This window comes from Streptomyces sp. 1114.5 (genome assembly GCF_003635085.1).
In the GTDB taxonomy this organism is placed as follows: Bacteria; Actinomycetota; Actinomycetes; order Streptomycetales; family Streptomycetaceae; genus Kitasatospora.
In genome coordinates, this window is sequence record NZ_RBXE01000002.1 from 731,479 (window position 1) to 753,013 (window position 21,535).

General features: G+C 74.9%; 13 protein-coding genes. 6 read left to right on the plus strand and 7 right to left on the minus strand.

Annotated features, from left to right (window positions below):
• Positions 1–6: 6 nt before the first annotated feature.
• The 4 genes from BX285_RS26655 to BX285_RS26670 form a co-directional block, all read right to left on the minus strand.
• On the minus strand, positions 7–1,296 hold the full coding sequence (locus BX285_RS26655) for an MFS transporter (protein WP_121178440.1): 1,290 nt from the start codon (positions 1,294–1,296) through the stop codon (positions 7–9).
• Positions 1,281–2,525, minus strand: a complete 1,245-nt coding sequence (locus BX285_RS26660) for a hypothetical protein (RefSeq protein WP_121178441.1) — start codon at positions 2,523–2,525, stop codon at positions 1,281–1,283. Before BX285_RS26660 ends, BX285_RS26655 begins: the two co-directional genes overlap by 16 nt.
• Before the next feature lie 106 nt (positions 2,526–2,631).
• The gene (locus BX285_RS26665) at positions 2,632–2,940 is read right to left on the minus strand and encodes a hypothetical protein (protein ID WP_097235562.1); all 309 of its coding nucleotides are present in this window, start codon (positions 2,938–2,940) and stop codon (positions 2,632–2,634) included.
• 28 nt (positions 2,941–2,968) lie between these two features.
• Positions 2,969–3,184: a hypothetical protein gene (locus tag BX285_RS26670; protein WP_121178442.1), complete on the minus strand. Its 216-nt coding sequence runs from the start codon at positions 3,182–3,184 to the stop codon at positions 2,969–2,971.
• 237 nt (positions 3,185–3,421) lie between these two features.
• Between BX285_RS26670 and BX285_RS26675 the strand changes: the two genes are divergently transcribed.
• Positions 3,422–4,429 (plus strand): hypothetical protein, encoded by a 1,008-nt coding sequence (locus BX285_RS26675; RefSeq protein WP_121178443.1) that lies wholly within the window; start codon positions 3,422–3,424, stop codon positions 4,427–4,429.
• Positions 4,430–4,577: 148 nt separating this feature from the next.
• Here the strand turns inward: BX285_RS26675 and BX285_RS26680 are convergent, their stop codons facing one another.
• The 3 genes from BX285_RS26680 to lat all read right to left on the minus strand — a co-directional run bounded on the left by BX285_RS26680 (position 4,578) and on the right by lat (position 8,549).
• Positions 4,578–5,486, minus strand: a complete 909-nt coding sequence (locus tag BX285_RS26680; RefSeq protein WP_121178444.1) for a phosphotransferase — start codon at positions 5,484–5,486, stop codon at positions 4,578–4,580.
• Positions 5,487–5,613: 127 nt separating this feature from the next.
• Complete coding sequence (locus tag BX285_RS26685) at positions 5,614–7,173, minus strand: aldehyde dehydrogenase family protein (RefSeq protein ID WP_121178445.1); 1,560 nt, start codon at positions 7,171–7,173, stop codon at positions 5,614–5,616.
• Positions 7,170–8,549: an L-lysine 6-transaminase gene (lat, locus tag BX285_RS26690; RefSeq protein WP_121178446.1), complete on the minus strand. Its 1,380-nt coding sequence runs from the start codon at positions 8,547–8,549 to the stop codon at positions 7,170–7,172. Before lat ends, BX285_RS26685 begins: the two co-directional genes overlap by 4 nt.
• Before the next feature lie 610 nt (positions 8,550–9,159).
• Here lat and BX285_RS26695 point away from each other — a divergent pair.
• The 5 genes from BX285_RS26695 (at position 9,160) to BX285_RS26715 (ending at position 21,528) form a co-directional block, all read left to right on the plus strand.
• Positions 9,160–10,467, plus strand: coding sequence for a hypothetical protein (locus BX285_RS26695; protein ID WP_121178447.1), 1,308 nt, complete (start codon positions 9,160–9,162; stop codon positions 10,465–10,467).
• Between the two features lie 85 nt (positions 10,468–10,552).
• A complete protein-coding gene (locus BX285_RS26700) occupies positions 10,553–11,578 on the plus strand; it encodes a TauD/TfdA family dioxygenase (protein WP_121178448.1) in 1,026 nt (341 codons plus the stop codon).
• A complete protein-coding gene (locus BX285_RS26705; RefSeq protein ID WP_121178449.1) occupies positions 11,575–14,598 on the plus strand; it encodes an AMP-binding protein in 3,024 nt (1,007 codons plus the stop codon). Before BX285_RS26700 ends, BX285_RS26705 begins: the two co-directional genes overlap by 4 nt.
• A gap of 158 nt (positions 14,599–14,756) precedes the next feature.
• Positions 14,757–15,554, plus strand: coding sequence for an alpha/beta fold hydrolase (locus BX285_RS26710; protein WP_179852700.1), 798 nt, complete (start codon positions 14,757–14,759; stop codon positions 15,552–15,554).
• Positions 15,555–15,612: 58 nt separating this feature from the next.
• Entirely contained in the window at positions 15,613–21,528 is a 5,916-nt protein-coding gene (locus BX285_RS26715) for a type I polyketide synthase (protein ID WP_121178451.1), read from the plus strand.
• The last annotated feature ends 7 nt before the right edge of the window (positions 21,529–21,535 follow it).

Consider the following 21,535-nt stretch of genomic DNA (forward strand, 5'->3'; position numbering starts at 1 on the left):
GGCGGCTCAGCGGGCGCCGGCCGGCACCTGCTGCGCCCCCGGGGGCGGGGCGGGCTCGTCGCCCGGGCCGGTCCGCAGCGCCCAGCGCGTGGTCGGCACCGCCGCGAGGCCCGCGGCGAGGATCAGCACGCCGAGCAGGATCCACCCGGCGAAGCCGAGGCCGAGGCAGAGCAGCGTCGCCAGGGACTGCGAGACCACCCGCCCGATCCCCGATCCCATCGAGAAGACGCCCTGGTAGCGCCCCTGCGACTCGGCCGGGGCCAGCGCGAAGCTCAGCTCGAAGCTCGCCGCGGAGTACCAGATCTCACCGAAGGTGTAGACCACCATGGCGAGCACCAGGACCGCCGAGGCCAGCCACCCGGGCAGGGCCGCCATGGCGCCCATCAGCGCGAAACCGGCCAGCACCGCGAAGCCCGAGCGCGCCATGAACCGGGCCGCGGCCGCGGGGGAGTCGATCCCCCGGGACATCCGCACCTGGAGCAGCACCACCAGGACCGTGCTGAGCGGCACGATCACCCCCACGATCGCGTGCGGGGCGCGGGTGTGCAGGAAGATCCACAGCGGCAGCACCAGCGGCAGGACCGGGAACTGCTGCATCATCACCGCGTTGAGCCCGACCAGGCACAGGTACGGCCGGCTCACGCCCGCCCGCCGCTGCCCGTCCGCGCCACCGGGCGGGACCGGCGGCACGTGCGGCAGGCGGCTGACCATCGCCGCGCAGACGGCGAAGGTGACGGCGTTGCCGAGGATCAGCAGCTCGTAGCCGGTCCGGGTGCCGGAGCCGATGGCCAGCGCCGCCAGCGGCCCGCCCAGCGCGACGCCGAGGTTGCTGCCCGAACGCAGGCAGGAACGCAGGTGCGTCGGCCGTTCACCGCCGACCGCCCTGACCAGCGGGCCGCGCGCGGCCGCACTGGCCGTCGCCGCCAGCGAGATGCAGGAGCAGAGCAGGACGAAGGTGGTGAAGGAGCGGGCGAGGACCAGGGCCGCCATCGCCAGTGCCTCCGCGCCCAGCATCACCAGGTACACCCGGCGCGGGCCGCTGCGGTCCGCGAGCCGGCCGACCGGCACGCCGGCCAGCAGGCCGATCAGCCCGGAGACGGTCAGGCCCAGACCGACCTGGGTCTGCGACATCCCGACGACCCGGACGAAGAACAGCGCGCTGCTGGTCAGATACATGCCGGTGCCGACGGTGTTGACCACCGTCGCCCAGAACAGCGTCCGGCCCGGGCCGCGGTCCGGCAGCATCGAGAACCCGGACAGCGCCCGGCGCACGGCGGTGGTCACGACGGCCGACACGGCTCGGCCTCGGTCGTCACCGACCGGGCGAACCAGTCGCTCAGGGCCAGCATCCGGGCCTGCACCTGCTCCTCGGTGTCCCCGACCACGAGCGCCGAGCCCGCCTTGAGGTTCGAGGCCGCGCTGATGTCCGGCACGGTGGCGCCCTTGGTGAGGCTCACGATCGCCTCGACGCAGCCCGGCTGCGCGAGGACCGCCGCCACGTCGGGCACCTCGACCACGCGGCCGGCCGGAGCGGAGAACTGCATCCAGCCGCAGACCTCCGGACGGTCCGCGGGCACCGGAGCCATCGGCAGGCCGAGGGCCGCGCGGGCCCACTCGCCCGGCAGGTCCACCCCGAAGCGGTACCGGATCGACTCCCGGATCATGGCGCCGCCCACCCGGCCGGCGCACTCGCTGAACGTCAACGCGCCGTCCCGCTCGAACATCTCCAGGTGGAAGATCCCCTCGCGGTGCCCGAGGGCGTCCAGCGACTCCTGGAGCAGCGCCTCGGTGGCCGCGTACAGCCCGGGATGCCCGGCCGGCTCCAGCACGACGGAGCCCACCGGCACCCCGGCCTTGATGTCGATGACGTTGGTCAGGTACCGGGAGACCGCGAACCACTGCACCTGGCCGGCCCGGACCACCCCGTCGACGTGGAGCTCGGTGCCCGCCACGAAGTCCTCCACGAGCCAGGGGCCGCGCGGCGGTTCGGGGGCCTCCGCCAGCAGGCGGGCCAGCGACTGCGGGTCGGCCAGCACGTGGGTGTCCCGGGAGCCGCCGCCGGCCAGCGGCTTGACGACCACCGGGCGGTCCCAGTCGTCCACCGTCAGGTCGGTGAGCAGGTCGACCACCCGGCACGCCGTGACCGGCACCCCGGCGGCGCGCACCAGCTGCTTCTGGACGAACTTGTCCCGTACGGCGATCGCGGTCGGCACGTCCAGGCTCGCGCAGCCGCCGACCGCGGCCAGCACGGCGGCCGTCACCACGGAGAGTTCGCGCATCGAGCAGACGTGCGAGAACGCCGACAGGGTGAGCCCGTGCCGGGCGAGACCGGAGACCACCTCCTCGGAACTGCGGGTGTCCGGCACGGTGAGGAACCGGACGGCGTCACTGGGCTCCAGCGCCCGCGCCTTGTGCAGGTCCCGGGGGTCGAGGACGTTCACCACGTGGGCCCCGAGCTCGGTGAGCGCCGTCAGGGCCGGCTCGTACCAGCCCAGGAGCAGGACCTCGGCAGATGACTGTTCCAACTGTGCGCTCCTTGAAGCTCTTCCGCGGTGCGGTGTGCCCGGGGTCGTCGGGGCGGACGGGGCGTCGGGTGGGGGTGGATGGGCCGGGCCCGGGGACTCCGGCCGGTCAGTCGTCGAGTAGGACGGTGTCGGCGATGTCGGGGGCGAGGGAGGCCCGGCCGGGGGAGACGGTCACACCGGCCTGCGGCGGGTAGTCCGCCGCGCAGCGGGAGGCCAGGCCGGTCGCGGCGGACTCGGCGGCCTCGACCCGGTCTCTGGCGATGAACAGGACGACGACGGCGGTGCGCCCACGCGCTTGCACGTAGACGTGTTCGAGGGAGTCCTCGACCGTCGAACGCTCTCGGATGCGGAGGTCCAGTTCCCGCGGGTCGAAGGTCGATCCCCGTGCGGTGAACCGGACGTGCACCAAGTACACGACGAGCTCGCGGTGGTCCGGCCGTCGCTCAGTCGCCCCAGGTGTTGTTCGGGGCCATCACGACGGCCTCGGTGGCGATGCCGATGCCGGAAACCTGGGCGCCGGAGGCCTGGGCGGTGGAGGCGGCGGGCGCCGGGGACTGCTCGGGACCGGCCGAGCCGGCGGAGACGACGATCACGGCGCCGACGGTCAGCGCGAGGGCCCAGCCGCCGAGGGAACGGGCGGAAGCGGAAATACGGGACATGCTATTCCTCCGTGGTGTTCTCAGAACGGGAAATTCGGGAAATGGTGATGAATGCCGTCGGCGCTGTTCCCGCGTTCGGATCCCAGCTTTGCCCGGTCACCGGCCCGTTGTCTGCCCCCGGAGCTGACAGCGTGTTGCGTTTGCAGCATCAGGACAGGGCTTGTTGCGGTTTCACTGCGTTCTGTTACGGTGGCCGCGATTGTGGAGGCGGAACGTACGCCTGAACGGGGGCACGAGATGGAATTCAGCCTGTTCGGTCTGAAGGAGGACGAGGAGCTCGTCTACCGGGAGATGCTGGCGGAACCGGGGGTCCGGAAGCAGCAGATCTCCGAACGCCTGGGCTGGCCGGTCGACCGGGTCGTCGCGGCCCTGGACGACCTGGCGCGGCGGTCGCTGGTACGCCCCTCCGTGGAACAGTCCGGTGAGCTGCGCATGGTCAAGCCGGAGGTCGGCCTGCGCCAGCTGCTGCTCCAGCAGGAGAACGAACTGCTGGAACTGCAGAAGCAGTTGGTCGCCTCGCGGCTCGCGGTGACCCGGCTGATCGACGACGCGACCCGCAGCGCGCCCGACGTGGACGGCGGCGCGGTCAGGGTGATGGGCGCCGACCAGATCCTCGCGCACATCGAGGAACAGGCGATGAGCTGCGAGAGCGAGATCGCCGTCTTCGCACCGGGCGGCGCACAGAAGCCCGAGCAGCTCGACGCCGCCCGCCCGCTGGACCGGCTGGCGCTGGAGCGCGGCGTCCGGGTCCGGTACGTCTACCTCGACAGCGTCCGCAACGACCCCGCCACCGTCTCGTACGCGCGCTGGCTCGACGAGCACGGCGGCGAGGTGCGCACCGTCGCCTGCCTGCCGCCGCGGATGATCGTCTACGACCGCACGGTGGCGCTCGTCCCGGTGGACCCGACCCGGGGCACCAGCGGGGTCCTGGTGCTCACCGGCGCCGGCGTGGTGGAGGCCCTGGCCAACCTGTTCGAACGGGTCTGGTCCGAGGCCACGCCGTTCGTCTCCGGGCGCACGCCGGCCCGGAACGACTCGGGGCAGCCCGAGTTGGGGCCGCAGCACCAGGCGGTGGTCCAGCTGATGATGGAGGGCTTCACCGACGAGGTGGTGGCCCGCAAGATCGGCGTCTCGGTGCGCACCTGCCGTCGGATCACCGCGGAAATCATGCAGCAGTTGGGCGCGCGCAGCCGTTTCGAAGCGGGCGCCCGGGCCATGGCCTGCGGTTGGCTGGTGGCGAACTGAGAGCAGCTGATCGTCGTCAATGTGCTTGAATAGAAGCATTCTTGATGGACCGTCAGGTGAACGGTGAATCGGCGATCGGGGGAATTCCCGGTCGCCGATTCGCCATTGTGCTGGAATGCTGTCGCTACGCGCACGGAGCTTTGTCGGTCTACTTCCGGCCGCTCGGATCCGTGAGGATCCATCGGGCCCGGGCGAGGCTCGCGGCCCGCATGCGGGGGGCGGCGTCGGAGACCGCCAGGCCCCACGCGGCCACGGCGAGGGTGCGGGCCGTGACGAGCAGGTCCAGCAGCGGATCCCGGGGGTCGGCTCCGTAGGCGCGGACGGCGGCGTCGGCCCAGTCGACGCCGTAGCCGCGCTCGCCGGTGCCGAGCGCGCGGGCCCGGGCGGCGAGGCAGGCGAGGTCCCAGAGCGGAGGCCCGGAGGCCACGTCCTCGAAGTCCGTCCAGACCAGCCCGCGCGGGGTCGCCATGACATTGGCCGCGTGGGCGTCGCCGTGCAGCGGCTGGGCCTCGGGGGCGGCGTCGGCGATGGCCGCGCGGACCTCGTCGTAGCGGTCGGACAGCCGCCGGAGCTCCTCGGCCGTCAGCCCGCATTCGGCCGTCAGCCCGCGGAGCCAGTCGCGCCCCTCCTCGACCAGGCCGAGCGCCGGCAGCGGGATCGGCAGGTCGCGGAGGTTGGCGTGCAGCCTGCGCAGGGAGCGGCCCAGCTCCTCGGGGTCGAGAGCGGCCGCCGGGTCCGGATGCTCCAGGGCCGCGAAGGTGAGGACCAGCCCGTCCCGGTGGTGCGGCCCGGGCGGCAGCGGGGGCGGGCAGGGGCGCGTCGCATCGCGGCCGTCCAGGTGCGCCAGCACGGCGACGTCGCGGGCCAGCCACTCCCCGGTGCCGTCGCGCAGTCCGGCCATCAGTCCGGCGATCCGGGCGACGACGGGCAGCGGGTCGAGCCGGACGAGGACGTTGCTGGCGTCGCGCAGCACGACGGGCCGCTCGACGGCGAGGCCGTACTCGGCCGCGACGGCCACCGCGGCGCGGGCGGCCCGGTCCGTCTGGTTCTCGGTCACCGGTTGATCCTCTCGTTCGGGCGCGCGGCCCCTCGGGCTCGGGGGCGTTGCGGTCCGGGGCCGTCGTGGTCCGGAGCCGTTGCGGTGCCGGGGCCGGGGCGGTGTGCGCCCCGGCCCCCGCCCCTCGTCACGGCAGCCGGTAGCCCAGGTCGGGTTCGAGCACGCCGGTGTCCATCTGGGCGCGCTGCAGCCGGCCCGAGTGGTCCCAGTTCATCGACTGCCAGCGGGTGAACTGGTCCAGCACCCAGACGCCGGACTGACGCGAACCGTTGCCGGAGCGGCCGTTGCCGCCGAAGGGCAGGTGCGCCTCGGCCCCGGAGGTGGAGTTGTTGATGCTGATCATGCCCGCTCGCACGCCGCGCCGGAAGGCGAAGGCCGCCTGCGGGTCACGGGTGTAGATGGCGGCGGACAGGCCGTAGCCCGGCGCGTTGGCCAGCTCGATCGCCTGGTCGAGGCTCCGGTAGGAGGCGACACCGACCAGCGGGCCGAAGGTCTCCTCCTGGAAGAGCCGGTCCTCCGGGCGCACGCCGTCCACCACGGTCGGGTGGTAGTACAGACCCGCCTCCGGGTCGCCGACGAAGCCCGCGCGCGGCCGGTCACCGGTGATCCGCCCGTGCGCGGTGGAGCCGTGCACCTCGTGGTGCGGGGCGATCCAGCCCAGGCACTCCTCGAAGCGCTCGGCGAAGTGCTCGGCCAGCAGCGGACCGTAGAGCACCGGCCCGGTCGGGTCGCCGATCACGGCCTCCTCGACCGCCCGGACGAACTTCGCCAGGAAGGCGTCGTGCACGGACTCGTGCACCAGGACGGTGCCGAGCGAGGTGCACCGCTGGCCCGCCGTGCCGAAGCCGGAGAACAGCGCGCCGTGCACGGCCAGGTCGAGGTCGGCGTCCGCGGTCACCACCATCGGGTTCTTGCCGCCGAGTTCGAGGCACGGGGTCTGCAGGTGGCGGCCGGCGAGCTCGCCGATGCGCCGGCCCACCTCGGTCGAACCGGTGAAGCCGATCTTGTCGACGCAGCCCTCGGCGAGCGCGGACTCCAGGCCGGCGAAGGTCTGCGCGCCGTCCGCGTGCACGATGTCGAGCACCCCGGTGGGCAGGCCGGCGTGCGCGAACAGCTCGTACAGCGCCTGGGCGGAGGCGGCCGCGTACTCGGCCGGCTTCCACACCACGCTGTTGCCGCACAGCAGCGCCGGCACCAGGTACCAGGAGGGGACGGCCACCGGGAAGTTCCCCGCCGTGATCACCGCCACGACGCCGACCGGCTCGCGGAAGGTGAACAGCTGCTTGTCGGGCATCTCGCTGGGGACGGTCTGGCCGTAGAGCCGGCGGCCCTCGCCCGTGAAGAAGTCGCAGGTGTCGATGATCTCCTGGACCTCGCCCAGCGCCTCCGGGTACGGCTTGCCGATCTCCCGGGTGACCAGCGCGGCCAGCCGCTCCTTGTTCGCCTCGACCAGCCGGCCCGCGGCGGCGATCACCCGCCCGCGCACCGGCGCGGGGGTGTCCGCCCAGGCGCCCTGCGCCCGCCGGGCGGCCCGGCAGGCCGCGAGGAACCCCGCGCTGTCGGCGAGCCGGACCTCGGCCACCACCTCGTCGCGGCGCGCCGGGTTGGTGGAGGTGTACGTCCGCAGCCGGTGGTCCTCGGGCAGCGGCCCGCCGTCGACCACGGAGGCGATCAGCCGGGTGCTCATACGGCCGCCACCTCCTTCGCCATGCCGGAGAGGGTGCGCTCGATCGCGGACAGTGCGACGTCGATCTCGTCCACCGAGACGGTCAGCGCGGGGCGGACCCGGACGGTCGCCTCGCCGCCGGCCAGCAGCAGCACCTTCTCCTCCACCCGCAGCCGGTGCAGCAGCTCGTCGCGGGTGGCCGAGTCGGGCAGGTCGAAGGCGCACATGAGGCCGCGGCCACGGGCGTTGGACACCAGCAGGGGGTGGCGGCGGGCGAGCTTGCGCAGGCCGTCGAGGAAGTAGCCGCCCATCACGGCCGCGCGCGGGATCAGCCGGTCGCGCTCGATGACCTCCAGCATCCGCCGCGAGCGCACCATGTCCACCAGGCCTCCGCCCCAGGTGGAGTTGATCCGGCTGCTGACGGTGAAGACGTTGTCCGGCACCTCGTCCACCCGGCGCCCGGCCATGATCCCGCCGACCTGCACCTTCTTGGAGAAGGCGACGATGTCGGGCTCCAGGCCGAGCTGCTGGTAGGCCCAGGCTCCGCCGGTCAGGCCCACGCCGGTCTGCACCTCGTCCAGCACGAACAGCGCGTCGTGCTCGCGGCACAACTGCTGCATGGCGCGCAGGAACTGCGGGCGCAGGTGGTTGTCGCCTCCCTCGCCCTGGATCGGCTCGGCGATGAAGCAGGCGATGTCGTGCGGGTGCGCCTCGAACGCGGCGGCGGCCTGCGCCAGCGCGTGCGCCTCGGCCCGCTCCACCTCGGCCAGGTGGTCCTCCATCGGGAAGCGGATCGCGGGCACGTCGATGCGCGGCCAGTCGAAGGCCGGGTAGCGGTCCGTCTTCGCCGGGTCGGTGTTGGTCAGCGACATGGTGTAACCGCTGCGGCCGTGGAAGGCGCGGGTCAGGTGCAGCACCTTGCGGCCCAGGTCGCGGGAGCGGCCCCGGGCCTCGTTGTGCCGGCTCTTCCAGTCGAACGCGCACTTGAGCGCGTTCTCCACGGCCAGGGCGCCGCCCTCCACGAAGAAGAGGTGCGGCAGTTCCGGGTCGCCCAGCACCCGGGCGAAGGTCTCCACGAACTGCGCCAGGTGCGTGGTGTAGAGGTCGGAGTTGGCCGGCTTGTTGGCGCCGACCGCGGCCAGCACCCGCATGAACTCCTCGTCCTCCACCACGTCCGGCGGGTTGATGCCCAGCGGGCTGGAGGCGAAGAAGGTGTACATGTCCAGGTACGCCTCGTTCGTCACCGCGTCGACCAGCCAACAGCCGCGGCTGCGTTCGAGGTCGAGCACGAACGGGTAGCCGTCGACGAGCAGGTGGCGGGCGAGTCGCGGGTGGACCTCGGCCGGGGCGATGTCCTGGGCGGGCGGCAGGCCCGCGGTCAGCGGTGAGTGCAGCATGGGCGCTCCTTGGGTTCGGGCCCGGAAACGATGCCTGACCGGTGCTCAGATGGGGCGGACGAAGTCCACGCGCCCGCTGGGAATACGGGCCGACCGGCGTCGGACAAGGGAAATGGCAACGCTGTCTCTTAGGCATCGAGGACGCTATTCATCGAATGCGTCGGCTGTCAAGGGAAATCGACTCGGGGTGCGGGAGAGGACGAGGCGCGGGCCGCCCGCGGCGGGTTCCGAGGCCGGCGAAAGGCCGGCGAAAGACCGGCGAAAGCCCGCTGCAAGGCCGGCGCGAACCTGGTCGGTTCGATGAAAGCCCAGGTCAGAGCTGGTCTCGGGGATGGCCGCATGCTGCAAAGGCCGGGTGGTGCCAACGGAAGATGTGGCGTCCGCGCCGCCCGGGGTGCCACAGTGGCGATACGCGGAAGCCGCTGCGGAATTCGCCGGCGGAAATACCCCGACGGATACCGAACCCGTTTTCCCGTGAGGTATCCCGAGGTATCCAGACGTATCTCGACGTATCTCCACGGCGGCCGCCGCACCATTCCCGGCCCGCCGGAATTCCCCCGATGCCGCCGCCCGGTCGGCGCGTCGCTCTGCATGATGTGGAGGTGCCTGAATGGCCCTGCTTGTTGCCGACCCGGAGCGGACCGCGCGGCAGTTGACCGACGACCTGCGGGACGACCCCGTCGCCCTGCCGGGCGCGGCGGTCGGCCTGCGGCCGGCGCTCCTGGACGCCGCGGTGCACGACCGGCTCGCCGAGGACGCCGTGCGCTTCGTCCGCCTGGTCCAGCACGCGGCCTGGAGCCGGGCCGCCGACGCCACCCGGCTCGCCGCGGCGCTCGGCCTCGGCCCGCAGGAGTACCGCCCCTTCGGCGACCCGGCCCTCGAAGCCGCCACGGCCGGACTCTTCGCCCGGCCCGACGCGCTGCTCAGCGGCGGCCGCGCGCAGTTCCTGGAGTGCAACTTCGGCGGCGCGCTCGGCGGCGTGATGAAGAGCCACCTGCTGCTGCGCAGCTACGCGAAGCTCTACCCCGGGCTGCTCGGGCCCGCCGGCACCGCCACGGCCGTGGACCCGCTCGCCGCCAAGGCGGAGGTCTACCGCGAGGTCTGCGCCCGGCTCGGCGTGCCGCCGAAGGTCGGCATCCTGGGCACCGCCCGGGAGGAGAACATCGCCGGCGCACGCTACTTCGGCATCGAGGTCGACCACCTGCGCTCGATCGGGTTCGACGCGGCGTTCGTCGAACCCGAGGACCTGGACGGCGGCCGGGAGGCCGAACACCCCGTCCTGTCCTGCCACTTCATCCCGTCCGAATGGCGCCGCATGGGCGTGCCGCTGGAGCCGGTCGAGCGGGCCGCCCGGGCCGGGGTCGCGCTGCTGCCGTCCCCCGCCTCCGCGCTGCTGTCCGACAAGACCCTGCTGGCCTGGCTCTCCGACGGCTCGGTGCCGCTCGAAGCCGCGGACCGCGCGTTCCTCGACGAGGTGCTGCCGTGGACCCGCCAGGTCCTCGCCGGGACCACCGACTTCGAGGGCAGCCGGGTCGACCTCCTCGACCTGGCGGTACGGCGCCGCGAGACGCTCGTCCTCAAGCCGGCCCGCGGCTTCGCCGGCCAGGGCGTCCACCTCGGCGCCCGCAGCGCGCCGGAGCAGTGGCGCCGGGCGCTCGACCGGGCGGTCGCCGAGGGCGGCTGGATCCTGCAGCGCGCCACCGACGCCGACCCGATCCCCATGGACTTCCACGATCCGGCCACCGGATCGATGGTCAGCACCGACAGCAACGCGGTCGTCAGCCCGTTCGTGATGGGCGACCGCCCCGCGGGCTGCATGGTCCGCCACGCCCCCGGCCGCACGGCCGGCGTGGTCAACCGCTCCGCCGGAGCCGCGACCAACGTCGCGGTCCGCCTCCCCGACTCCTCGCAGGACTGACCGCCCGCGCCCCACCGCGAGCGCTCCGTCCCCGTCCCACCCCCGTCACAGCCACCCCCCATCACCACCGCAGGAGAGTCCCGCCATGCCCATCGCCAAGTTCGCCGGCCTGGAGTCGCGCACCCCGCGCGGCGCCGCCGACCCGGAGCTGGTGCGCCGTACCACCTACAACGAGGAGCAGCTGCCGCTCGTCCTCGAATCCGAGTCCGACGTGGACCTGCCCGCCTGGATCGCGGCGCACCGCGAGGAACTGCGCGCCGACCTGCACCGCCACGGCGCCCTGCTCTTCCGCTCGGCGCAGCGGCCGGACTTCGACGCCGTGGTGCAGGCCTTCAGCGGCGAACTCGTCGAGTACCAGGGCGGCGCCGCGATCCGCAGCAGGGTCGGCCAGAACACCTACACCGCCAGCGAGTACCCGGAAGAGCTCGACATCCGGCTGCACAGCGAGTTCTGCTACTCCAACGACTGGCCGATGCTGCTGTTCTTCCAGTGCGACATCGAGCCGCAGGACCGCGGCCAGACGCCGATCGCCGACAACCGGAAGATCCTCGCCGCCATCCCCGAGCACATCCGCGAGCAGTTCGCCGAGCGCGGCCTGACCTACACCCGCGGCTACGGCTACAACCGCACCTGGCAGCGCTCCTACGAGACCGAGAGCCGCGAGGAGGTCGAGGCCGTCTGCGCCCGCGAGGGACGCACCGTCGAGTGGATCGGCGACGACCGGCTGCGCACCTCGGAGCGCCGCGCCGCGGTCGCCGAGCACCCGGTCACCGGCGAGAAGGTGTGGTTCAACTACGCCCACGGCTTCCACATCTCCCGGATGGACAGCGGGATCCGCGACGCCCTGTCCACCTCGCCGGAGGACACCGACGAGCAGCTGTGGCCCAACAACGTGTACTGGGGCGACGGTTCGGAGATCGACGCGGAGACGATCACCGTCGTCAACGACATCGTCGAGCAGCACGCGGTGCAGTTCGACTGGCGCGAGGGCGACGTGCTCGTCGTCGACAACATGCTCGCCGCGCACGGCCGCCGCCCGTTCAGCGGCCCGCGCCGCATCCTGCTGAAGATCGCCGAGTCCTACCTCGCCACCCAGGGGGTCCAGGCATGACCACCACCGTCCAGGACACCGCCCTCGCCCCCGCCGAGGCCCGGGTGACCGAACTCGGCCCGATCCAGCGCACGCTGCTCGGCACCGGCGACCGCCGGCTCTCGCTCACCGTCCGGATCCCCTCGGCCCAGGCCGGCCAGGTCCGCGCCGCCCTCTCGGCCGCGCTCGCCACGGCCCCGGTGCTCGGCGCCGAGCTGGTCGAGGTACCCGGCCTGCGCATCCCCAGCCAGCGCCCGGCGGCCGGCGCGGACTGGACCGGGGGCGAGCTGGCCCTCGGCACCTTCCGCGCCCGCGTCACCGACAGCTGGGACGGCCCCGAACTCACCCTCTCCTGCGACGCCATGTTCGCGGACACCACCTCCGTCAGCCTGCTGCTGGCCGAGGTGGCGCAGCGCCTGGGCACCGCCGGCGCCCCGTCCGCCGACGCCCCCGACTACCTGGCGATCGCGCCCGGCCACCTGGCCATGCTGCGCGAGGGCGAACTCGCCGAGGAGGAGCGGTTCTGGGCGGGCCGCCGCCCCCGCACCGAGGGAGCGGCGAAGCAGCTGGCCGACGCCGTACCCGGCCGCACCGACGCCCCCGAGGCCGAGCACGTCGCCCTCGGACGCCCGCTGACCGGCCCCACGCTCGCCCGGCTGAACGCCCTCGCCGCCGAGACGGCCACCACCCCGGCCGACGTCGCCCGCACCGCGCTGGCCGCCGTGCTGCACCGCATCGGCCTGCCCGCCGGCAGCCTCGGCTGGACCGGCGACGCACGCCAGGCCATCGGACTGCCCACCGTCCCCGGCCCGTTCACCCAGGTCGTGCCCTGCGCGACGGCCCCGGACCCGACCCAGGGCGGCCCGGCCGCGGTGCGCGCCCAGCGCGCCGAGGACGAGCAGGCCCTGGCGATGCTCGGCGGCCCGACCCACGGCCCGGCCGACCCGACCCCCGAGCTGGTCTTCGACTCCCACGGCCTGCCGCAGCTGCCGGCCGGCTGGTGCCTGGAATCCTGGTCCTTCCCGCTCGCCGGCCGCGCCGTCTTCTCGCTGCGCGTCCAGGGGGACGCGGCCTCGCTGCACGTCGAGAGCGCCGGCCCGGAGCAGCAGGACCGCCTCGCCGCGGTCCTCGCGATGTGGAGCGCCCTGCTCACCGACCTGGTCCACCGGACCGACGCCCCGCTCGCCGCACTGCGGCTGCTCCCGGAGCAGGACGCGGCCGAGCTCGCCGAGCGCCTGCAGGCCGGTCTGGCCGCCCCGGCCGCCGACGGCCTGGTCGCCCGCTTCCGCGCGCACGCCGCCGCCAAGCCCGGGGCACCCGCCTGCCGACAGGGCGACCGGGTGTGGACGTACGCCGAACTCGACGCCCGGGCCGCCGCGATCGCGGGCCGACTGGACGGCCTGCCGGTGGGCGGCGTCGTCGCCGTCCTCGCCGATCTGGACGCCGACCTGCTCGCCGCACTGCTGGCCGTCAACGCGCTCGGCGGGGCCTTCCTGCCGCTCTCGCCGCAGGAGCCCGCCGCGCGGATCGCGGACGCCCTCACGCGCTCCGGGGCGCACACCGTCGTGGTCGGCGCCGGCGCCGAGCCCGCGCTGCTCCCGGCGGACTGCCGGGCGCTGGTGCTGAGCGAACTGCCGGGCGAGCCGGCGGACTCCGTGACGGCCGGCGCGACGGGCGAGGTGACCACCGGGGCGACGGCCGGCCTGGCCGAGCCCGTCGCCACCGGGCCCGACGCCCTCGCCTACCTCCTGCGCACCTCCGGCTCCACCGGTGTGCCGAAGCTGGTCGGCGTGCGCCGGAGCAGCCTGGAGAACTACCTGCGCTGGGCGGACGAGGACCTGCGCGTCGCCGCCACCCCGCTGCCGGTCGTCTCCAGCCCGCTGTTCGACGCCTCGTTCAAGCAGACCCTCGGCGTGCTGTACGCCGGCGGCTGCGTCCGGCTGCCGGCCGCGGACCGCCTGGACCTCGCCGCGGTGCGCGCCGAACTGGCCGCCTCGGCCGAGCCGGTCACCCTCAACTGCGTGCCCAGCTACCTCTCCGCGCTGCTCGCCGAAGAGGAGAGCGCCGGCCCGGACACCCGGATGAACCTCGCCCGGGTGCTGCTCGGCGGCGAGCCGCTGGACACCGACCTGCTCCGGCGGATCTGGACCCGGCACCCGCAGGCCGAGGTGTGGAACCTCTACGGCCCCACCGAGGCCACCGCCACCGCCACCGCGGGCCGGATGACCCCGGGCGGCGGCGTGCACGTCGGCACCGGCGTCGCCGGTGCCGGGCTCGCCGTGGTCGACGAGCAGGGCATGCCGGTGCCCGACGGCGTCCTGGGCGAGGTCGTGGTGACCGGTCCCGGCCTGGCCGTCGGCTACCTCTCCGGCCACCAGGGCGACTCGCCGTTCCGGACGCTGGAGATCGCCGGCCGCCGCGTCGACTGCTACCACACCGGCGACCTCGGCGTGCTCGGAGCGGACGGCACGCTGCGGCTCTTCGGCCGCGGCGACAGCCAGATCAAGCTCAACGGCTGGCGGATCGACCTGCACGAGATCGAGCACGCCGCCCGGCGCGGCGACGGGGTGCGCGACGCCGTGGTCGTCCTGGACCGGCGGGCCGAACGGCCCTGCCTGCGGGCCTTCGTCACCGGCACCGCCGACGCGGACCAGGTGCGCGCGGAGATCGCCGCGATCCTGCCGCAGCCGATGGTGCCCGACTCCGTCACCGTCCTGGAGCGCTTCGACCTCACCGCCACCGGCAAGGTCGACCGTACGGCGCTGCTCGCCCGGGCCGTGACCGCGGCCGAGGCCGACCCGAAGGACTACGACGCCGAGCAGCTGGTCGTGGCCACGGCCTGGCGCGAGGTGATCGGCGGCGGCTGGCCGCGCCCGGACGACGAGTTCTTCGCCTGCGGCGGCCACTCGCTGCTGCTGGCCCGGCTGGTCAACCTGCTGCGCGCCCAGGGGTACGAGCAGCTGTCGCTGCGTCAGGTGGTGCGCCGGCCCACCGTGCAGTCGATCGCGGGCTACCTGCGCCCGCAGTCGAACAGCGCCTGATCAAGGCCGTCCGACCAGGCCGTCCGATCCGGGCCGCCTGATCCGGGCCGCCTGATCAAGGCCGTCCGACCAAGGCCGCCGGGCAGTTGGCCCGGCGGCCTTCCGGCACCCCGGGGGCGCGCCCCGCGCCCCGGGCCCCCGACCACGAGAGGAACACCGTGATACGCGGCAATCTGCTCAGCCTGCGTGCCGCGGGCCCCAGCGGCGACTCGATCGCCTTCGTCCACCCGGCCGGCGGCAGCGCCGGAGGCTTCCGCAGGCTGTTGCCGCACCTGCCCCCCGGCCCGGGCGTCCTCGCCTTCGAGGCCGATGCGGACGCCCCCGCCGACCGCTGCTCGATCGGCGCCATCGCCGCCGACTACCTCGAAGAACTGGCACCGCAGGCCGACCTGCGCCGGACGGTGCTGGTCGGCTGGTCGCTCGGCGGCGCGGTCGCGGTGGAGATGGCCCGGCTCTCCGAGCAGGCCGGCGCCGCGCCGCGCGCCGTGCTGCTGCTCGACAGCGCGACCCCGGCCGTCCTCGGCGTCCGCCCCCGCCGGCCGGCCGCGGAGATCGCCGCACTGTTCGGCGTCGCGGAACCCGACCTGCCCGCCGACGCCGACGACGCGCAGATCCTCGCGGCCGTCGCCCGGGCCCTGGAGGAGCGCTCCCCGGGAGCCGGGTTCACCCCCGCCGACCTGGAGCCGTACGCGGCCACCTACCGCTGGCACCTGCGCGCCGCCCGCGCCGAGTTCACCGTACGGCCCTGCGCCGCGCCCGTCGTCCTGGTCCGCGCGCTGGACGAGAGCGGCTGGGGCGACGCACCGCAGGACCTCGGCTGGTCCGCGGTGTTCGGGCGTGCCGTCCCGCAGCGCTGGACCCCGGGCACCCACCACACCCTGCTCGACCCCGCGCACGTGGCCGCCGCCGCGGCGCTGATCGAGGACTGCATACCGACCGAGCGGGTCGGCGGCTGAGCCCGACCGCCGGACCATTCCCGCCCCGACTCGGCAGAACCCCAGGAGCCACCCCATCATGTCGCTGACCCCGCCGGACCACCGACCGGACCACGAACCCTACGACGGGCCCGACCACGGGCCCTACCAGGACTCGGACATCGCCGTGGTCGGCATGGCCGGCCGCTTCCCCGGCTCGGCCGACCTCGCCGAGTTCTGGCGGCACTGCCTCGACGGCGAGGACCGGGTGACCCGCTGGGAGCCGGGCGCCGGGTCCGGCGGTGCGTCCGGCGGTGCGTCCGGCGCGCGGGTGCCGGCCGGTGGGCTGCTGGCGGACCCGGACCGGTTCGACGCCCCCTTCTTCGGACTCACCCCGCACGAGGCGGAGTTGCTCGACCCGCAGCACCGCGTCTTCCTGGAGGTGGCCTGGCACGCCTTCGAGGACGCCGCCGTCGTCCCGGGCGAGGCCGAGCGGACCGTCTCGGTGTACGCGGCGGCCGCGCCGAGCCGCTACCGGATCTCCGGCCCGGTGGACGGGCTGGACGAGAACGAGCGCTACCGGCGCATGATCGCCAACAGCCCCGACTTCCTGGCCACCCGCGTCGCCTACCTGCTCGACCTGCGCGGCGAGGCGGTCAACGTGCAGACGGCCTGCTCCTCCTCGCTGGTCGCCGTGCACCTGGCGGTGCAGAGCCTGCGCGGCGGCCTGACCGACGTGGCCCTGGCCGGCGGCGTCTCGCTCGACCCGGACCAGGACCTCGGCTACGTGTACCAGGAGGGCATGATCGCCTCCCCGGACGGGCGCTGCCGCCCCTTCGGCGCCGCCGCCAACGGCACCGTGCCCGCCAACGGCGCCGGCGCCGTGGTGCTGCAGCGGCTCGGCGACGCGCTGGCGCAGGGCCGCACCGTGCACGCCGTGATCCGGGCCACCGCGACCAACAACGACGGCCGCGCCAAGAGCAGCTTCATGGCCCCGAACGTCCAGGGACAGGCCGAGCTGATCGCCACCGCGCTCGCCCTGGCCGACGTCCCCGCCGAGACCATCGGGTACTTCGAGGCGCACGGCACCGGCACCCGCCTGGGCGACCCGATCGAGATCGAGGCGGTGCGCCAGGCGTACGAGCTGTTCACCGAGCGGACCGGCTTCTGCGCCCTGGGCTCGCTCAAGGCCAACTTCGGACACCTCGACCGCGCCGCCGGCGTCGCCGGGCTGATCAAGGCGGTGTGCGCGGTCCGCGAAGGGCTGCTGCCGCCGCTGGCCGGCCACGAAGCCCTCAACCCCGACCTGGACCTGGCCGCCACGCCGTTCCGGATCCCGCAGGCCGCCGAGCGGTGGACCGAGCCGGTGCGCCGCGCCGCGGTCAGCTCCTTCGGTGTCGGTGGCACCAACGCCCATGCCATCGTCGAGAGTTACGCGGCCGAACCGGCCCGCCCGGCGGCCGACCGACCGCTCGCCCTACCGCTCTGCGCCCCCGACCGGGCCGGGCTCGAACGCCACGCCCGGGCGCTCGCCGACAGCCCCGACCTCGCCGCGGCCGCCCTCGCCGACACCGTGCACACCCTGGCCCGGGGCCGCTTCGCCCACACCGGCGCGCGGACGGTGCTCGTCGCCGCCGACGCCGAGCAGGCCCGCAAGTCGCTGCGCGCGCTGCCGGCGGTCGCGGACCGGCTGTCCGCCGACCGGTACGGCGGTGACGCCCCGGTGGTGTTCAGCTTCCCCGGGCAGGCGGGCCGGGCCGGCGGGCACGCCGCCGACCTCTACCGGGCCCACCCCGTCTTCCGCGCCGAGATCGACCGGTGCGCCGAGGCCCTGGACCTGACCGGGCCGGACCTGCTGGAGCAGCTGCTCGGCCGCGGCAACGGCTACGGCAACGGTGATGGCGAGGGGCCGGCGACCGCGGGCAACCCGTACCAGCCGGCGCTGGTGGCCGTGGAGATCGCCTACGCCCGGCTGCTCGAACACCTCGGCGTGCACGCCGACACGTACCTCGGCAGCAGCCTCGGCGAGTACGCCGCCGCCCACCTGTCCGGAGTCTTCGAGCGCGCCGCGGTGATGCGGCTGCTGCACACCAGGGACACCCTGATGCGCGGCTGCGAGCCGGGCGCGATGCTCACCGCCAACTGCGCACCGCGGGACGTGGCCGAACTGCTGGGCGAGCGCCTGGCCTTGGCCGGACACAACGCGACCGACCGGCTGGTGCTCTCCGGCGGCGTCGCGGAAGTGGAGGCCGCACAGCGGGAGTTGACCGCCCGCGGGATCAACTGCCGGATCCTGCCCGGTGCGATCGCCTTCCACTCGCCACTGATGGACCCGATCCTGGACGCCTACCGGCAGGCCGTCGCCGCCGCCGACCCGCGACCGGCCCGCGCCGCGATGCCCTCCACCCTGACCGGAACCTGGGCCGAACCGGAGGAGTGGGCGGCCCCCGACTACTGGGTGCGCCACCTGCGCGAGCCGATCCGGTTCGCCTCCGCCGCCGGGTGCCTGCTGGAGGCCGACCGGCTGCGCTTCTGCGAACTCGGCCCCGGCACCGCACTCACGGCACTCGTCTCCCGTGCCACCGCGGAGGGCACCGGCCGCACGGCCGAGCTCGCGGTCGCTGTCTCGGCCGGCGCCGACGACGGCTTCGAAGCGCTGGCCACCGCGCTCGGCCGGCTCTGGGCGCTCGGCACCCCGGTCGACTGGGACGCGCTGAACCAGACCGCCGACCGTGCCTTCGTCCGCCTCCCCGGCTACCCCTTCGCCGCACACCGCTACTGGCGGCACGAGCGCACCACCGCCACCGCCCCCGCCGCCGAAGGGCTGCGCGGCGCCGAAGAGTTGAGCCTGCCGGTCGCGCGGATCTCCCCGCGCGGCGCCCTCACCCCGCCGGCCGAGGCACTGCGCGTCGCGCTCCTCGTACCGGCGGCTGCCGCCGGCTCGCCGTCCTCCTCACTGGTTGCCGAACTGGCGGCCCGGATCGAGCGGGCCGGCCACCAGGTCGAGCTGCTGGCGCCCGGAGACTCCCCGCGCTCCCCGGCCCAGCACGTCGTCGACCTCACCCTCGCGGTGGCCGCCACCGGCGTACCCGCCGACCCCGCCGAGCCTGCCGAGCCCGCCGGGCCTGCCGAGCCTGCCGGGCCCGAGGCGCTGGCCGCCTGGCTCGAACGAGGCCTGCTCGCCCCGGCCCGCGCCCTCGCCGCCCACGGCACCACCGTGCGCTCGGTGCACCTCGTCACCCGGGGCCTGCTCCCGGTCACCGCCGGCGAGCAGCCGGACGCCTCGGCCGCGGCCATCCTCGGCCTGGTCCGCTGCGCCCCGCACGAGCTGCCCGGCGTCTCCGCGCACCTGGTGGACCTGGACCCGGCCCCGGACGCCCGCACCGAAGCGGCCGACGACCTCGACGCGCTCGTGACCGAGATCCTCGCCCCGAGCCCGGAGGACGTCGCCCTGCGCGCCGGCCACCGCTACACCGTGCGCTACGAGCCCGCCCCGGCCGACCGGCCCACGCCGGTCCGGCGCGGCGGCGTCTACCTGCTGCTCGGCGGCAACGGCCGGATCGGCGCCGCCGCCGCCCGGGCGCTGAGCGAGGAGGCCCCCTGCACGCTGGTGCTCGCCGGCCGTACGGTGGGCCGCCCGGCCGCCCCCGAACACGCGGCGATCCTCGCCCAGGTGACCGAACTCGGCTCCACCGTCGAGGAGTTGGTCCTGGACGTCACCGACGCCACCGCCGTCCGGGCCGCCGTCGCCGAGCTCGTCGCGCGGCACGGACGCCTGGACGGGGTGCTGCACCTCGCCGGGCACACCGACACCAGCGAGTTCCGCGAACTGACCGACACCAGCGCGGAGAACGCGCTCGCCATCACCGCCGCCAAGGTCCGCGGCGCGGCGATCCTCGCCGAGGCGCTGCACGGCACGGACTGCGACTTCGTCCTGCTGTACTCCTCGATCTCCACCGTGCTCGGCGGATTCCGGTTCGGCGCGTACGCGGCGGGCAACGCCTACCTGGACGCCCTGGCGGCCCGCCCGCGGCCCGCGGACGGCCCGGTGTGGCGCAGCGTGCGCTGGGACGGCTGGAGCGCCGACGGCACGCCGGGGCCCGACGCGCTGGGCACCGACGCGGGCGTCCGGCTGCTGCGCCGGGCGCTGCGCTCCGACGCCCCGGTGCTGGTGGCCGCCGCCGGAGACCTCGCGGCGCGCCGCCGCCGGGTCGCCGCCGGGCTGGCCGAGGTGGCCGGTGCGGCCGGGACGGGCGCCGCCCTCGACGGCGGATCCGTGCTCGCCGCGGTGGCCGCCACCGTCGCCGAGGTCACCGGTCAGGCCTGCGCCGACCCGGAGCAGAGCCTCGCCGGCCTCGGCGTCGACTCGCTGCAGATGATGCAGATCGCCGCCCGGCTGCGCACCGCCCTGGGCACCGCGGCCTCGCTGGCCGAGATGCTGCGCGCGAGCACGCTCGGCGCGCTCGCCGAGCTCTGCGCCGACGGCACCGCCACCGGCCCGTCCGGCCCGTCCGCCACCGGCCCCGCGACCCCCGCCTTCGAGCCCTCGGACGCGCTCTCCACCATGCAGCAACGCCTCTGGTACCTCTGGCAGTTCGACCCGGACTCGAGCCACTACAACGTCCCGTTCGGCTGGCGGCTGCCGCAGCTGGACGAGGCCGGTGCCCGCGCCGCCGTGGCGGCCCTCCTGCAGCGGCACACCGAACTGCGCACCCGGTACCTGCCCGGGCCGGACGGCGCACCGCTGCGCGTCACGGCCCCGGTGGACGCGGTGCCCGTCGACACGGTCGACCTGGGGGCCGACGGGGGCGCGTCCGCGGGCGCGGACGAGGCGGAGCTGGAAGCCGCCTTCCAGCGCGCGGCGCTGCCGTTCGTCCGCCGGCCCTTCGACCTCGAACAGCACGCCGTCCGGGTCCTGATCGCCACCGAGCCCGCAGCCGTACGCGTCCTGCTGGTCTGCCACCACGTCACCATGGACGCCTGGTCGGTGGACATCCTCCGGCGCGACCTCCTCGCCCTGGCCGACGGCACGGCGCCGGAACGACTCGCCCTCCCGCCGGCGGACTACAGCGACTTCGTCGGCTGGGAGCGTTCCCTCGCCGCAGAGGTCCGCGAACGCGACCTCGCCTACTGGCAGGAGGTCATCCGCGGGCTCGACCCGTCCGCCCCCGTCGCCGACAGCGCGGCCGAGGGCGTGCCCGGCGAGGCCGCCGCGCTGCGCCGGCTGCTGCCCACCGAGCTGACCCGGCAGCTGCGCCGGGTCGCGAGCGAACAGGGCACCACGCTGTACGCGCTGGCGCTCACCGCCGCCTCGGTGGCCCTGGCGGAGTGGTCGGGCCGCGCGGAGGTGGTCGTCGGATCGAACCTCGCCAACCGCGCGCTGCCCGCCTTCGAGTCGGTCGTCGGCATGTTCGTCGACCCGGTGGTGCTGCGGCTGCGCCCGCACGCCGCGGGCGGACGGCTGCGCGACGCCGTCGGCCATGTGCGCGAGGTCTTCCTCGGCGCCCTGGAGCACGCCTCGACCCCGTACCAGGAGGTGGTGAACCGCTCCGGGCTCGGCGGCCAGGAGCAGCGCAACCCGCTCTTCTCCGTCGTCGTCACGATGTTCGACGGCGAGCAGCACCCGGCCGGCCCGGACGAGGTGACGGCCTTGCGGCTGCCGCCGCCCGGCGCGGTCAAGTTCGACCTGTGCATCGAGTTCCTGCCCCACCCGGACGGGCTGACCATCCACCTCCTCTACGCGCCCGACCGCTACCTGCGCGCCACCGTCGAACGCTTCACCACGCGGCTGGCCGAGCTGCTGACCGCGCTCGCCGAGGGCCGGGACGACGAACCGCTGCCCGCGCCGCAGACCGCGCGGTTCGCGGACGGCAACCGCTTCGCCCGCCGCTTCGCCCTGGCCGCCGCTCCCGCTGCTGCCCCCGCGGCCCCTGCGACTGCCCCGGCCCCCGCGACCGTCCCCGACCTCGCGACCGCCCCCGCGACCGTCCCCGCCCAGACCTCTTCCGTCTCGTGAGGCACGC